This window comes from Bartonella sp. CM86QHHN (genome assembly GCF_042194695.1).
Classification (GTDB): Bacteria; Pseudomonadota; Alphaproteobacteria; order Rhizobiales; family Rhizobiaceae; genus Bartonella.
Window position 1 is genome coordinate 1 of record NZ_JBHIND010000055.1, and the last position, 14,891, is coordinate 14,891.

Annotated in this window: 14 protein-coding genes, 1 other RNA gene and 1 pseudogene; 6 read left to right on the forward strand and 10 right to left on the reverse strand. The window is 39.5% G+C overall.

Annotated features, from left to right (window positions below):
• Positions 1–473: 473 nt before the first annotated feature.
• The 3 genes and pseudogenes from ACFIKX_RS05205 to ACFIKX_RS05215 form a co-directional block, all read left to right on the forward strand.
• Positions 474–778, forward strand: a pseudogene (locus ACFIKX_RS05205) (UDP-N-acetylglucosamine 1-carboxyvinyltransferase); the annotation flags it as partial.
• A gap of 405 nt (positions 779–1,183) precedes the next feature.
• Positions 1,184–1,636, forward strand: a complete 453-nt coding sequence (locus ACFIKX_RS05210) for a helix-turn-helix domain-containing protein (RefSeq protein ID WP_375627710.1) — start codon at positions 1,184–1,186, stop codon at positions 1,634–1,636.
• A 281-nt stretch (positions 1,637–1,917) separates the two neighbouring features.
• On the forward strand, positions 1,918–2,274 hold the full coding sequence (locus ACFIKX_RS05215) for a helix-turn-helix domain-containing protein (RefSeq protein WP_375627709.1): 357 nt from the start codon (positions 1,918–1,920) through the stop codon (positions 2,272–2,274).
• Between the two features lie 342 nt (positions 2,275–2,616).
• On the opposite strand, the gene ACFIKX_RS05220 is transcribed toward ACFIKX_RS05215, so the two are convergent.
• The 7 genes from ACFIKX_RS05220 to ACFIKX_RS05250 all read right to left on the reverse strand — a co-directional run bounded on the left by ACFIKX_RS05220 (position 2,617) and on the right by ACFIKX_RS05250 (position 8,703).
• Positions 2,617–3,438, reverse strand: coding sequence for a TIGR00282 family metallophosphoesterase (locus ACFIKX_RS05220; protein ID WP_375613599.1), 822 nt, complete (start codon positions 3,436–3,438; stop codon positions 2,617–2,619).
• 18 nt (positions 3,439–3,456) lie between these two features.
• Positions 3,457–4,062: a 5-formyltetrahydrofolate cyclo-ligase gene (locus ACFIKX_RS05225; RefSeq protein WP_375627769.1), complete on the reverse strand. Its 606-nt coding sequence runs from the start codon at positions 4,060–4,062 to the stop codon at positions 3,457–3,459.
• 83 nt (positions 4,063–4,145) lie between these two features.
• Positions 4,146–4,355: a hypothetical protein gene (locus ACFIKX_RS05230; RefSeq protein ID WP_375627708.1), complete on the reverse strand. Its 210-nt coding sequence runs from the start codon at positions 4,353–4,355 to the stop codon at positions 4,146–4,148.
• 257 nt (positions 4,356–4,612) lie between these two features.
• Positions 4,613–4,773, reverse strand: a non-coding RNA gene (ssrS, locus tag ACFIKX_RS05235) — 6S RNA.
• A gap of 1,101 nt (positions 4,774–5,874) precedes the next feature.
• Positions 5,875–6,660 carry a tetratricopeptide repeat protein gene (locus ACFIKX_RS05240; protein ID WP_375611659.1) on the reverse strand — a complete coding sequence of 262 codons (786 nt, stop codon included), beginning with the start codon at positions 6,658–6,660 and terminating at the stop codon, positions 5,875–5,877.
• A gap of 157 nt (positions 6,661–6,817) precedes the next feature.
• Positions 6,818–6,943 (reverse strand): type B 50S ribosomal protein L36, encoded by a 126-nt coding sequence (ykgO, locus tag ACFIKX_RS05245; RefSeq protein ID WP_004863016.1) that lies wholly within the window; start codon positions 6,941–6,943, stop codon positions 6,818–6,820.
• 1,379 nt (positions 6,944–8,322) lie between these two features.
• Positions 8,323–8,703, reverse strand: coding sequence for a hypothetical protein (locus tag ACFIKX_RS05250; protein WP_375627707.1), 381 nt, complete (start codon positions 8,701–8,703; stop codon positions 8,323–8,325).
• Positions 8,704–9,757: 1,054 nt separating this feature from the next.
• On the opposite strand from ACFIKX_RS05250, the gene ACFIKX_RS05255 reads away from it, so the two are divergent.
• Positions 9,758–9,883, forward strand: coding sequence for a hypothetical protein (locus ACFIKX_RS05255; RefSeq protein ID WP_375627706.1), 126 nt, complete (start codon positions 9,758–9,760; stop codon positions 9,881–9,883).
• 197 nt (positions 9,884–10,080) lie between these two features.
• On the opposite strand, the gene ACFIKX_RS05260 is transcribed toward ACFIKX_RS05255, so the two are convergent.
• Complete coding sequence (locus ACFIKX_RS05260) at positions 10,081–11,301, reverse strand: 5-(carboxyamino)imidazole ribonucleotide synthase (protein ID WP_375627705.1); 1,221 nt, start codon at positions 11,299–11,301, stop codon at positions 10,081–10,083.
• 1 nt (position 11,302) lies between these two features.
• Complete coding sequence (purE, locus tag ACFIKX_RS05265; RefSeq protein WP_375610656.1) at positions 11,303–11,800, reverse strand: 5-(carboxyamino)imidazole ribonucleotide mutase; 498 nt, start codon at positions 11,798–11,800, stop codon at positions 11,303–11,305.
• Between the two features lie 821 nt (positions 11,801–12,621).
• On the opposite strand from purE, the gene ACFIKX_RS05270 reads away from it, so the two are divergent.
• Together ACFIKX_RS05270 and ACFIKX_RS05275 are read left to right on the forward strand one after the other, a co-directional pair.
• Entirely contained in the window at positions 12,622–12,774 is a 153-nt protein-coding gene (locus ACFIKX_RS05270) for a DUF5993 family protein (protein ID WP_273790835.1), read from the forward strand.
• 10 nt (positions 12,775–12,784) lie between these two features.
• Positions 12,785–13,366 carry a disulfide bond formation protein B gene (locus tag ACFIKX_RS05275; RefSeq protein ID WP_375613594.1) on the forward strand — a complete coding sequence of 194 codons (582 nt, stop codon included), beginning with the start codon at positions 12,785–12,787 and terminating at the stop codon, positions 13,364–13,366.
• Positions 13,367–14,118: 752 nt separating this feature from the next.
• Here ACFIKX_RS05275 and ACFIKX_RS05280 read toward each other — a convergent pair.
• Positions 14,119–14,361: a hypothetical protein gene (locus ACFIKX_RS05280; RefSeq protein ID WP_375627704.1), complete on the reverse strand. Its 243-nt coding sequence runs from the start codon at positions 14,359–14,361 to the stop codon at positions 14,119–14,121.
• Between the last annotated feature and the right edge of the window lie 530 nt (positions 14,362–14,891).

Genomic DNA, 14,891 nt, shown 5'->3' on the forward strand with positions numbered 1-14,891 from the left:
ATTTTACGGTTGCGCTTTGGGGGAGGATAATGCTTAGCTCAGAGCTCTTTTCAATGGGGCGTTTTCTTTTGTGGAGAATTTGGGGCGGAGAATAATTTTCTCGAGCGCTCTTCAAGATCCTCTTTTTCAAGGGGGATATTCTTGGAAAGGGTATGGAAGGGGCGGATTTTTATCGTGGATTTGAGAGATTAGAAGAAAAATTAGCTCGTTGTGGTGCAAAAATCCAACGCATCACAGTGTAAATCTGTAAGATGTCTCTCAAAAATGGCTTTGGGAGGGGGCGATATGTTGTTAGGTGTGCTTTTGGGAGGTGTGATCTCAAGGGTCAAGGGTTATTAGTCCTCTCAATAAACGTGGGTTTTATTTCATGGTTTTGGAGTTTTTACGAGCGGGCATAAAAGTTTGAGAGGCGGGTGGGGTTCATAAAACAAACAAATAGAGACTTGTATCATTGTTTTCAGTGTCGTTTACGGCGGCTTATGACACGGGCTGAAGGAATCGCGCATATTACAGAGACGGTTTTCGAAAATCGTTTTATGCATGTTCAAGAACTCAATCGCTTAGGGGCAAAGATAAAGCTTGATGGGCGAGAGGGCAACCGTCTCGTGGAACAGAGCATTTGCAAGCGGCTCCTGTCATGGCGACGGATTTGCGCGCTTGTTGTTTCTCTTGTGATTGCAGCCCTCTTATCTTGTTCCATTGGCGGCAAAGGGAGAAATAACCGTCAATCGTGTCTATCATCTTGATCGTGAATTTTGAAAAGTTGGAAGAAAAATGAATCCGTTGTGGCGCAAAAATCCAACGCATCACAGTGTAAAGCTTTCAAAGATATGCTCCAAAGAATGGCTTTGGGAGGGGGCGATATATTTTTAGGTGTGCTTTTTGGAGGCTTGATCTCAAGAATCAAGGGTTGTTAATCCTCTCAATAAACGTGGGTTTTATCTCATGGTTTTTACGAGCGAGCATAAGAGTTTGAGAGGCGGGGGATGGAGCTCATAAAACAAACACTGTTTTTAAATTTTATTGCTAATTTCCTGAAATTACTTTATACCTTAAAGGGTAACTTTGGTCGTCTACGCAGCGACCAAGAGGGATTCAAAAACCCCTAAAATCCGAGCGTAAAAATGAACCTACTCTTGTGGGTGTCCCGGGATTCCGGGAGTTTTTGCTATGTCCAGGTGCGATGAGCACTAAAAGCAAAAAAGCTGACTCGGATTCAGTGTTTTTGACTCCCGGAATACCAATGCGAGGGCGCTCGCAACCGGCAGGGGAGCTTGAAGTGAAAGCTAAAAATCCACACTTTAATGACATTTCGATTGGCAGAAAAATTCGCTTTAAAAGAATAATGATCGGAATGTCGCAAAAGAAATTAGGCAGTCAGTTAGGTGTGACTTTTCAACAAATCCAAAAATATGAAAAAGGCTCTAATCGTATAGGAGCTGGGCGTTTACAAGAAATTGCCGATATTCTTAATGTTCCCATTTCTTTTTTCTATACGGATCTCTCGACAAAAGAAAATGCCTTGTATTGCTGTGATGAAGGGATCGCAAGTAAAGAAGAGCACATTCTTTTGAAAAGTTTTAGAGAGCTCAAACCTCAAAAACAGAAGGCAATTTTGTGTTTGATTGTCTCATGAGATAAAAACACTGTTTTAAATTTTATTGCTGGTCTCCAGAAATTATTTTATGAACAAGCACCAAGGTTCTCGTCGTACAGTGTGGTTGAATGGTGGAACCCAAAGCCTGAAAATCCAAGATGAAACATTAGCCTGCTTTATAAGTATCGCGAGATTCCGGGAGTTTTTGCCATGTCCAGGTGCGATGAGCACTAAAAGCAAAAAAAGCTGATTCGAACTCAGTACTTTCAGACTCCCGGAATACGCATAAGAGGCGCTCGCAACCGGCAGGGGAGCTTGAAGTGAAAGCTAAAAATCCACACTTTAACGATATTTCGATAGGCAGAAAAATTCGCTTTAAAAGAACAATGCTGGGAATGTCGCAAAAGCAATTAGGCAGTCAGTTAGGTGTGACTTTTCAACAAATCCAAAAATATGAAAAAGGCTCTAATCGTATAGGGGCGGGGCGTTTACAAGAAATTGCTGATATTCTTAATGTTCCCATTTCTTTTTTTTACTCCGATCTCTCGACAAAAGAAAATGCCTTGTATTGCTGTGATGAAGGGATCGCAAGTAAAGAAGAGCACATCCTTTTGAAAAGTTTTAGAGAGCTCAAACCTCAAAAACAGAAAGCAATTTTAAGATTAAATTTTCGTTAGAATCAAAAAAAAGATTAAAGAGGCTCTTGCTAAATAATAAATTATTATATAAAGCTTTTTCTAGAGAAGGGGGTTAGCATTTCTCCTCCCCTCCCCCGCAGAAATGTCCAAATAAAACCTCCTTCTCATCGTTTTAAAAATCACGAAAAATTTTATCCTTTATCCTTTATTTTTTTTAAAAGAGTGACTTATTTGTGCTAGAAAAGTTGCTGTATTAGGTAAATTGGAGGGCGGGGTGTTTTTAGTAGGGATTTGGGAAGGGCTGGAAAAGTCGTCTTGCCAAATAGAGTTCTCAAAAGAAAATCTTGGAAAGAAACTATCAAAGAGGTGGCTTAAAAGAAGCTACCAAAAATCCGGAACTTCAGGCTTTAAATGAGGACCAATCCGTACCGCTGAGACCTTTTCTGCTAAACCGGTGCGATCTGAAATCTCAACCGCTAAACCACAAAGGGTGGCAGGACCACATGCCGGTTCAAAACGATCTTGCTTCGTCTTATAAAGAAAACGGTGTAAGGGTTCTTCTTTATCCATTCCAAGAGATGAATTATAATCTCCACACATGCCTGCATCTGTTAAATAGGCGCTCCCACCTTCTAAGATCTGCGCGTCAGCCGTGGGAATATGCGTATGTGTGCCAACGATAACACTTACACGACCATCAAGAAAATGGCCAAAACATTGCTTCTCGCTTGTCGTTTCTGCGTGAAAGTCAAAAATAATCGTATCGGCTTGCTCCATCAACGAACAGGCAAGCAGAATATTTTCCGCTGTTTCAAATGGATCTTCTACTTTACACGGCATAAAAACGTTGCCCAACAGATTGGCGACAAGAACACGGGCGCCATTTTTTGCCGTAAAAACACCAGAACCTTTTCCGGGAGTTTCTTTCGAAAAATTGGCAGGGCGTAAAAAACGATCACTCTCATGGGCATATTGCAATGCTTCTTTGTGAGAAAAAGCATGATTACCTGTGGTGACAACATCAACACCGGTTATCAAAAGATCTTGATACGTTTCTTGTGTGAGACCAAAACCACCAGAGGCATTTTCACCATTTACCACAACAAAATCAAGCTGCCATTTCTCAATCAGTTGAGGAAGGTGTTCAAAAACAGCTTTACAGCCTGTGCTACCAACAATGTCACCTAAAAATAAAAAACGCATAGGCACTTTAATCACATTTTAACATTTTAAGAAACCTTTTTCTGTAAAAATTCCTTGTACCTGTAGATCATGTTCTGCTGCGGGAATAGAGGAAACCTCCTGACATGAAAATCCTATGCCCCATAATGTCATTTGATGCCCTTGTTTTTCAAGAGCTGCAACAGCACGGTCATAGTATCCTCCTCCATAGCCAAGACGGTGACATTGACGATCAAACGCAGAAAGCGGAACAATAATATTATTGGGGGCAACAACGCCATTGTCTGCACCCGGACCAAAGGTGCCAAAACGCATGGGCTCTAAAATCGTGCTGGGCGAAAATGCACGGAAAATCATGGTGGTGGAATCAAGAACTGCTGGTAAGGCTAAATGCCCACCGCGTAACGCTACAGCATCCAGTAAAGGACGCGGGTCAATTTCCGATTTAATGGGCCAATAGCCTGCTAAAATGAGGCGTGAAAAATCGGTTCCCTTCTTTTCAAGGTATTCAATAAAGTGGCAACAAGCACGCTGTGAAAAGAGTGCACGCTCTTCTGTTAAAAGAGCATCACGACGCGATAAACCGCTTTTGCGTTGCTGTGTGCGAAGGGATGAAGCAGATTCATAGAGGGGATTATTTGTCATTGTCTCGTCAATTATTTTATAAGATGCTGGTATTTTATCCATTGTTGGCGTTTTGTAAATCTCTGTTAGGACAAGAGCTGTGCTCATGAAAAAAAAGCATGAAAAAAGTGTGTGCTCTTTAGGGGGTATCTTGGTGCAACAAGCCGCTTTTGCGCTGCTTGCGTGCGAAGGGATGAAGCAGATTCACAGAGGGGATTATTTGTCATTGTCTCGTCAATTGTTTTATAAGATGCTGGTATTTTATCCATTGTTGGCGTTTTGTAAATCTCTGTATGGACAAGAGCTGTGCTCATGAAAAAAAGCATGAAAAAAAGTGTGTGCTCTAAAAAAGTGTGCGCTCTTTAGGGGGCATCTTGATGCGATAAACCGCTTTTGCGTTGCTGTGTGCGAAGGAATGAAGCAGATTCACAGAGGGGATTATTTGTAAGTGCTGTCTGTTCTACAAAATAAAGCCTATCGTAATTTTTATTTCTTGAAAAGAGAGTATCGTCATTGGTCTTATGTAAAAGGACGCTCTCAATTTTAGCTGGAAAAATTTGATGTAAAAAAAGGGTGATCCACAACAGCCGATGGAAAAAGCTGATCCCGGGAACCTATACAAATAGGTGGGTGCCATATGAAAAAGCCCACGGGCTTGATCAGAGACAGCTCCCTTGGAGATCATTAAGGTCTCAGGAATACGTTATTTCCTGTCGAGAAGCGCAGAACACCCTCCTTAATATAAAACAATTTCAGAGCTTCTGCTAGAGATAAAATAACCTCGCTCTCTTCTTTTTCAAAAAGTATTTCAGGAGAGTTTTTATAACCTTGCTGGTGGCTGCTCGAAATGGCTGTATGATGGATGGCTTATTCAAAGTAAAAAAGCAAAAAATATGAGTGGGGGTGGGTGTTTGAGTGACGCAGAACGATTTATTGGCAATGGCTTGATTGGCTCTTTTGGGACAATGCTTGATTTTTATGTTTCGCGGGAATACTTGGAGGAGGTTTGAAGGGAAATATTTCTTATTCAAGGATGTTGGTTGAATTGGTGTTGCGTCTTTGAAGTTTTTGCTTTGTGAATCCATATTTCAGGGCTGTTTTATCAACTTTGAGGGGTGAAGGAGAGCCGATACGGTATGTGCTGCTATGGTTGAAGCTTAAAAATAAAAAACAGATGATGATAGTTTATCAGAGGCGCTAAGCGATGTTTTAAGCTTTTTTCAAAAAGTATTTTTTGAGGATCGTATTTTATCATCTTTTTATCCATGATGGAAGGTGTGAAAAGAAGAAACGGCGTGAAGAGGACTTAGGCGTGAAGCCCGTATGCTTGCTATGAGAAGAAATTCTGTAAGGGGCATATTGGCAGTGTTTGGAAGATGCCTTCAATACAAAAAAGGTCCAAATTCAAAAAAAGGCACTGTGAATTGTGTGGGGGGTGATGGTGTGGTTATAAGCAGGGGCAGTTTATTGAGTGGAATGTGAAGCCGGCTTGCGTCTTATCTAGGTTTGAAAAGATGCCGTAAAGCGTCTTATTCTTGAATGGTTTCAAAGAGCTTGTGGTGATTGTTCGTCTAACAGAGCTTGCACGCGCTTTTGAATCCTGCGCATTTGTGGAGTGTAATCCAATGCTGTTTCATCAATCTTAAGAGCCAAGTTTTGAACGCTCTGTTGCTTCCATGGTAATGGCTAAGTTTCAAAAAAAGACACTGTCAATTGGGGGGTGGTGATGGTGTGGTTATAAGCAGGGGCAGTTTATTGAGTGGAATGTGAAGCCGGCTTGTGTCTTATCTAGGTTTGAAAGGATGCCGTAAAGCGTCTTGTTCTTGAATGGTTTCAAAGAGCTTGGGGTGATTGTTCGTCTAATAGAGCTTGCACGCGCTTTTGAATCCTGCGCATTTGTGGATAGTAATCCAATGCTGTTTCATAAGCTTTAAGAGCAAGTTTGGGACGCTCCGTTGCTTCCATGACAACGCCAAGTTCAAAAAAAGCACTATAATTGCGCGGCTCAAGTTCAAGAGCATGGTTGAGATCAAGCAGGGCAAGTTTGAAATCGTTCAGTTGAATGTGAATCCAAGCGCGTCTTATCCAAGCTTCAGAATGAGTAGGTAAAAGTGCAAGAGCATTGTCAATATAATCAAGCGCAAGTCCATAATCGTCGCTGTTGAGTGCATTTTCGGCCCATGACATTAAAAGATCAATCGTCTCACTCCCCGATTGGGACCATAAATGTTGAAGTTGTTGACTGATCTTTTTCGCTTTAGCAACATCAGCACAATATTTCAACTCTTTGAGTAAACGTGAAATTTCTGCTTCTTTGCGCTGCTTAACTCTGTCAACATGGGAAAGCTGCTCTTTGTCAAGATCTTCAAGAATAACCGCCGAGGAATCAGAATCGGAGGGCGTTGAGGAAGGGGGAGGAGAATTGGGAATAAGATCATCTAACGGTAAAAGCGATTGTGGAGAAGGCCGATCTTCAGGAAGAGAAGGAGGATTTTGCCCATAGCTCGAGGGAACAAAACAAAAAACGCCAACAAAAAAAAGAAAAAACGCGCGCTGAAAAATACAGAAAAAACGCAGCTGAAAAAATCGAAAGGCTTTTAAAAAAATAGAAGAATCCATAAAAACAAGCCCCCAAAAGATAAATCACCAAATATTATCAAATACTAGACTTGTAATCAACGGACTTATAACCAAAAAAACGCAATAAAATTTTTTTAAGCCTACAATCAAAGTAGGCATAAAAACATTGATCCTAAAGAAATTAGTCCTAAAAGAATTAGCCCTGACGTGCTCTAAAACGTGGGTTCGTTTTATTAAGAATATAAACACGACCCTTACGACGCACCAAACGATTGTTACGGTGGCGCTCTTTTAGTGCTTTAAGCGAATTTTTAATTTTCATCATATTCACCGTTTAAATAGTTTACGTAACACAATACTATAATACAATATTAAAACACGAAAATACAATATTACAACCCCAATAGACTGCTTACTCTATGAGCATTGCATTGCGATATCGTACTTGCATGATAACATCACACGATACACTTTTTCACTGTGATCACAAAAAGAAAAGCGCACTCTTAAGGTACGCATTAACCACTTCATTAGCACAACGATAAGTGAAAATTGCAAAAAAGTAGGAGAGATTTAACAAGAAGTCTTATTCTTGTCAAGGGTATATCCCTTACAAATTCCTATAGTGTGTTAATGGTTGCCTTGAAGGTAAAAAATTTCTCGTAAAGAAGGACATAAAAAAGCACAAAGAGTGAAAAAAAGTAAAAGCTTCCTATTTGTGAGAAAATAATCCTGTTTTTTCGTAAAATATCATCGTTTAGTAAGGCTCATGTAAAATTTATAACATGAGGTGTTTTTTGTTCGTGTGTGAGGATATTCTTAAGGCTTATTCTTAAAACCTAAAAAATAAACCGCATGATGATGACAAAGATGATGAATTGATAAGGATAAATTTCTATTGTTCAGAGAAAACATAGTAAAATAAGAGTTTTGCATAGTCTTAAGGTTTTCTCATTGCAAATCTGTGTATCTTTAAGCATAGCATTCGCTGCTTGCATATCATAAGCGGGATTGATCTATGGTAAAGATACTTGAAGATAAGGAATAAAACGGTCTTTTATGAATGCTTTCAAGTACAAGAGAGTGTTGTAACATTGGGGGCTGACAAAGCGGTGTGATGAGGTTGGTGTTTACGCTTCATAAGCTTGAAGAGGGTGGTGCACTATGAATGTTTAAGCTATTACCGAGAGCTTTCACTCTATGACGGGGGCTACTGTTGTGAAGTGGTGGCAATGTGCATTGGCCAAGTGTTTCTTTAAAACAAGTGCGTAAATTGGCAACACAAGTGTCTTCTGTTTGAGGCTTTTTATTTTACGTGAGGGGTGAGAGGATGTTTGGTTTGGGAATGGATAAGCTTAGTGCTGTAATCATATCCTGTAATTATATCTTTGACGTGGAGATCAGGGACGGAGCGGAGCGCTCGGTACTTTTAATGAGGGATTAAATCTGTGCGGTTAGAGTGAAAGATTATGCATAAATTTCTCTTTTAAGGCAATAGTTTATGATTCTTTGCAACCCAATTATTTCTACGTGGGTGGAGTGTTGGATATTGTCGAGCAGATGGGGAATTCAAATTATCCGGTGAGGGAACCAGTATACTGAGAATACACTTTGGCTCTTGAACGTGGATAGTTTGAATTCCTTTTAATATCCATGTTGCAGAAAAAATTTGACCTTCCCAAGGGTGGTCTATGATGATGTTTATTGAAAGAGTGAAAGCTTCACATTGTCTGGCGATAAACGTAATAAAAGCATGTCATAATACCAATTTATATACATGTTGCAAATGCCAAAGAGAGCTGACGTAATGATCATTGGTATCCCGATCGATAGGGGTAATGACTCTCTTCCTACTGCGAGGTATGTTAGACAAAGAATTCCTGCCATTAATAAAAAGCCTATCGCTAGGATTTTCGTTACGAAAACAATGGGTTTACGAAAGGTTAAAAGAAAGAGGAACAACATATGTCTAAATGGACCCCCTTTACGTTTTTGAGGAGGAACAGACTGTGCCTCATTTAAAGTTGCTTCCTTATTTTCATTGTTTTCATCTTTGAGTTTGTTTGAAGAGATACCCTCCATTATTTTCCCCTTTTGTATGGTATTTTTGCTATAAAAAGATCTAAGTTTGTGCTGAACGTTAATCACATATTAAGATAAGATACAAGCGAAATTATTTTATTATTGTTAGAAGTGAAGTATTTTTTCGCATAATGAGCGTTTTAAAGGCAATGATAGTGTTAAAATAATAGTATTAAAAAGTATAGTTTAGCTTTATCAGGATAATAAAATAAACATTTATATTTATAAATTATTAGGTGCTCTTGAAAGAAGCTTGGATTGAGAAAATTGTGGGAACTTCATGAAGCGCTGGTCTGTTGGGGGTGACGAATGTCATTGCTGAGTAGGATTAGAGAGTTACAGACAATCTCTTATGGGTGGTTAAGAATATGCGTAAACAAAGTGCGTTTACGATAAGGGGAGTTCATAAAGAATTGTGCGAGATGCAATAAAGAGATGCCATAAAACCAATGCGCATTATATGGTGGTGATGCACCTTATAATTCATTGTTTTAACAGGATTAAAAGGTAGGAAAATGGATGCGCTGAAAAGAGAGGGGGCGTGAGAGAAGAAAAATTGATCTGAAAAGAAGAAACTTAAGCCTTTGGGGAGAAGTTCAGGAAACCTTTTCGAGGAATGTGTTGGGGGGGGAATTAACGAAAGGAGAAAATCTTCTATCCGTTGAAGGAAAAAGAGAGAGGAGAAAAAGAAGAAAGTTGCTATGCTGGAGGGGGCTATCGTCTGGCTGATATTGGGCCGAATTCTCGAGAGTTGTTTGGGGAGAGTAATACGTTTTACCTCTTTGCAGCGATTTTATGGAAAACAAAACGATGCTTTTGTGAAAATGCTTTTGTGAAAAAATGAACATAAGAAGAGAAGCTAGAGACAATAAAAGCACAATCATGGGGATTGGTATCTATGGGGTGCAATAGATCAGTCTATTTCTTAAAGATTGGCATTAAAAGAAAAATGAAGGGGCTGCGTATGTTATAGGGGAATATTTATGCTGTGGAAGGTATCCGTTGAGGGGAAGTTGGGGGCTGGTGGATTGTTTTTAGCCGTGGGGGGATATTTTTGAGAAAAGGAAGGGGAGAAGAGCTAGGGGGTGGAGTTGAAGGGTTGGGAGCGCTTGTTGTACTGCTTGGATATCGGTGTGTGGGGGAGAGGTTGTTTTTGAGGGCGGATGAGATGTTCGTGTAGGATGAAGCGGTTTGGAGGGGGAAGAGGTGATGTTTTTAAGAGAGAAGGAGCTTGTAGGAGGGCTTCACGCCCTTTCAGGGGAGAATTAAAAGGTTAGGGGCGCTTTTGAAGCCGATGGATATCGGTGTGGGGGGAGAGGTTGTTTTTTCAGTTCATTTGGGGGAAAAGTGTGAAAAAGTATTTGTATATATGTGGGCTTAAGATTTGTTGGCTGGTCCCAGTAATTGGATGATATGCCCCATTTTGCGGTTGGGGTGAACAGTGCTTTTGCCATATAAATGGATCGAGGTGCGCTCTTGCTTCAGAAAATATTTTAACGTGCTAAAATTGTTACCAAGAAGATTGGTCATTTGGCAATCGCTATGGCGATAGGGACTGCCTAAGGGAAGTCCGCAAATAGCACGGATATGCTGTTCAAATTGTGAAGTTATGCATGCCTTTTGTGTCCAATGACCAGAATTATGGACACGCGGTGCTAATTCATTCACTAAAAGATGACCATTCGTTAAGACAAAAAGTTCAATACAAAGAACACCAACATAATCGAGGGCATCCATGACTGTTACACTGATTTCTTGAGCTGCTTTTTGCACGTCAAGTGGAATATGTGATGGAACAAAGGACTTATGAAGAATACCATTTTTGTGTTGATTTTCAGGGCAGTCATAAAAAATATGTTCTCCTTGTTTTGTACGTGCCGAAAGAACCGAAATTTCCGATAAAAAAGGGACTATTTCTTCTAAAATACAAGGCTGTTCCTGAAAAGTCCTTAAGGCTTCGTCAAGGGTTTGTTCATCTGGGTGATCAAGCTTGATCTGGTTTTTTCCGTCATAACCAAAACGACGCGTCTTTAAAAGACCACGTCCGCCTAAGGTATCAAGAGCGGAAAGAAGAGAAGAAGAATTGTCAACAGCGTGCCATAACGCGGTGCCAATCCCTTGATCACGCAAAAATTGCTTCTCAAAAAGTCGATCTTGCGTGATCTCTAATGCTTTGGAAGAAGGATAAACAGGCTTACTCTTTTCTACATATTGAACCGTTTGAAGCGAAAGATTTTCAAATTCATAGCTGACAACATCACACTGAGAAATAAAATGATCTAAAGCTGATATATCGTCATAGGAGGAAACAATATGGTTGTTTGCTGTTTGAGCGGCTGGGCAATCGGCTTCAGGGCAAAAAATAACGGTTCGAAATCCTAATTCTGCGGCCGCTATGGCGAGCATCCGCGCTAATTGTCCCCCCCCGATTAAACCAATGACGCTGCCTGGAGGTAACATGGTGAAGGGAGTGGTGTTGGACGAGGTGGTGTTGGCTAAGGTGGTGTTGGACGAGGTGGTGTTGGACGAGGTGGTGTTGGACGAGGTGGTGTTGGACGAGGTGGTGTTGGCTGAGGAGGTGTTGAAAAACGGTGCCATTTTAAACCTCCGTTACAGGCGTTTGGGCGACATTGGCTGTTTGTTGTTGACGCCAATCTTCTAATCGTTGGGCGAGATCATGGTCATAAACGGCCATAACGGCTGCGGCTAAAAGGGCTGCATTAATTGCGCCTGCTTTGCCAATTGCTAATGTGCCGACGGGTATCCCTGCTGGCATTTGTACGATTGAAAGCAAAGAATCTTGACCAGAAAGAGAGTGAGAATGCACTGGAACGCCAAAAACAGGAAGAGGAGTAAGGGCTGCTAACATACCTGGAAGATGCGCTGCCCCCCCCGCACCGGCAATTAAAACTTTAAACCCTGCTTCTTTTGCTTCTTTGGCAAATTGATAAAGGCGTTCAGGAGTTCGGTGTGCTGAGACAATATGCGAACTATGAGAAATACCAAGATTCGTCAAAATATCTGCACTATGGCACATCGTTTGCCAATCCGATTGGCTCCCCATTAAAATCGCCACATCACATGATTTTTTCATCATTCTCTATCCTTTTCAAAGGTTCAATGCGATTCTTTATCATTATTTTTTTAAAGTTTTATATTCTTTTTGCAAAGCCAATTGATGACAGAGAAACAGTTATTTTTCAAATAAGGCGGAAAGCTAAAAATTTAAAGGGGATCTCGAGAGATGAAAAACTAAAGTATTGAAGGCATGAAGCACTTCTTGTGAGGGGGGAGGGCAATGTCACGGGGTGGCGTGGGACCCATGAGGCTGTTGAGCTTGCGGTATTGTCTTTTATTTAAGATAAGAGGGAAAAATGTATTGGGGAAAAGCCATTGATTATAAGTTTTTTTTTAAAAAATGTCTTATTTTTTATTTGCTAAAATAAACAAGATCACCATATGATATAAAATCTGTTGCAATTTGAAACATTGCTTATGAGAAAAAGAGATTTTTATGTCAAAAATGTGTTGCAAAATGAGGATATTCTTTTGAGAAAAAAAGAGATGTATATCTCTCGATTTCAAAGCCTATTTATTTTGTTGTTCAAGTGATTCTTTTGTGAGTGGGGGATATAATCTTTATAGGGGATATAATCTTTATAATTGTCGATATATCTTTAACAATGGCTGATATAAGGGGAAGCGAATAATCAACGCTTTTGTGCTTTTAACGCTTTTGTTGAGATGTGCTTCTGAGCGATTATATCGTTTTTTCACTTAAATATAATGGCAATATCAATCGCGAGTGACGAATTGTGAATAATAAATCCATGGTCTCTTTTTTGCCCAATTTTGTAATATGGTGAACGCTGAAATAAATAAGAGTTAAACAACGGATGTAAAGGAGATTTAAAAGCTATGTTTCTTCCATTTTTAATCGCTTTAGGTACTGCAGTAACGACTATGTGTGGCAAAAAAAATATAAGTTATGCTTTGTGGGCAATTTTATTCGTTGTCATTCTTCTCACTTTCAATCATCACGCAACTTCCACTTTAAATTTATCTTTTTGAGAGAATAGCCATGGAACATGTTGAACAAAAAAATCCTCACTTCGTCATCTTTATGAATACGCTAGGACTCTTTGGGTTATCTATTGTCTTGGTGGTGGCTTTTTATTATCAATTGGTAAAGTTTGAGTTACCTTGTCCCCTTTGTTTGCTGCAGCGCGTTGGATTGATGCTGGCAGGTTGTGGGTTCTTACTCAATATTCACCATAAGGTGAAAAATACCCATTATGGTATGGTTATTCTTGGTTGTATGGTAACCAGTGCTGTGGCAGCACGGCAAGTGTTTTTGCATATCACACCCGATGATTTAGGATATGGTTCAACGTTCTTTGGATTGCATTTTTATACTTGGGCTTTCATTATTTCTGTCCTTTGTATCTTTGCTGTCTCATTTGTCATGATTTTAGGCGAGTTGGCACACAAGTTCAAAGAATTTTCTCCTTTTCCAGTCTTGAGTAAAGCGGCAAGTTTCTTATTTGTGTTTTTGATTGCGGCAAATTTGATTTCTACCATACTGGAATGTGGTGGTGGGCAGTGTGCCGATGATCCTGTAAGGTATGAATTGTTATCAAATTGGTTCCCTTCACAGTCTTGAAATTTTTTAATAATCCCTCATCATAATTTTTATTGTTAAAGAGGCGGAAATATTTAAGAATCCGCTTCTTTTTTATTTATTGGGAAGACATTTTAGCAAGATTGTTCGATAATCTGATCTTTTATACCAACGCTGGCTTTTATGAGCGCTGGCGATTGATATTTTTTTAGCGAAGACTTGTATTGTGAACCTTTTATGCTGTCTTTTGAGAGAGATGAAGGGATTGATTGGCTTGGAGGCGTTTGTAGAGAAGCCCCGGACTTTTGAGCCGCGTGGGTTAAGAAGCCTCGTTTTTTAAAGGTGCATTAACGATAAAAATTTTTTGTTCTTGATTTTTCTTAACATTGTGTTAAATTGATCTTTGTATTCATTTTGGTGCTTCTAAAGCGTTTTTATTGCTTCTAGAGGGATTAATTTAAAATTTTGAAAGTTATGTGAATAATTTTCTGCAGAGGTTTGTTTATTAGAGGCAAACCTTTTTTTTTATCTAAGTTTTAGATGTTTTCTTTCAGTGTGAAGCCTTTTTTAGAAAAAGGTAAGCGTCTTGATGATGACTCTCTTCTTTATTAATATATTGATTTATAATAATAAATAACCATTTTTTAACGTGAAGCGCGTTGCTGAATATAATAAAATTTCTCATCACCAGTTCTCTCATATTAAATCAATTAAAATTACTTGGCTTATACATCATAAGTGGTGGGTCGTGCATGTGGGTCAAAACTGTACAAGAAAGGCATGCCTTTAATGAATTATCTCTTGAACCGAAGGCTGTCTGCAACATTGGGAGCTGGCAGAGTTTTTGTGATGATGCCGGCCTTGCTCTTCCATAAGCGTAAACGTGTTTTTCCATAAGCGTAAAGATAGGGGAGGGCTGAAAGGATTTTATATACTTCATGGGGGCTTACCATTTCTTTACGGGCGGCGTTTTGCAAAATGGGTGTGATGAGCGTTGAGAGATCTTTCTTTAAAACAAGCGCGTGAATATGCAACATAAGTATATTCCTTTTGGCACGTTTTGTATTACGAAAAAATATTGACTTATAAGGATAAGTTATCGTTGCGGATGTTGAATGAGAAAAACGAAGAGCTTCTCTCATTTCAAACTTTCTTATAGTCAATTAATTAAATGTGCTCTTCTACGTTACAAAAAAGCACTGGGTGTAAATAAAAATTCTTTTAAAAGTCGTAAAATGCTTCTTATGACCCCTTTTGATCGTTAGAATTTTTCGAAAAATTTTATGCTGCTCAATACAATAATAGGGCGGTTTATATCTATGATTTAAGTGAAAATAGGGGGATTTAGATGAAAAGGGAGGCGAGTTTTTAATGACAGTTGTTGAAAACGTTATTGTGTAATGCATTTTTTACAGATTTTCTGCTTTCTGTAAATACGTAAAAGCGTAAAAACGGAAATGTGCAAAAAAGGAAGCTGGGACTTTATGCGTGGTGTATGATTTTATCATGGCATGGAATGTGGAGAGAAGATTGGGGGGGATGAAGAGGCGGGGGTGTTGAGGAGAGA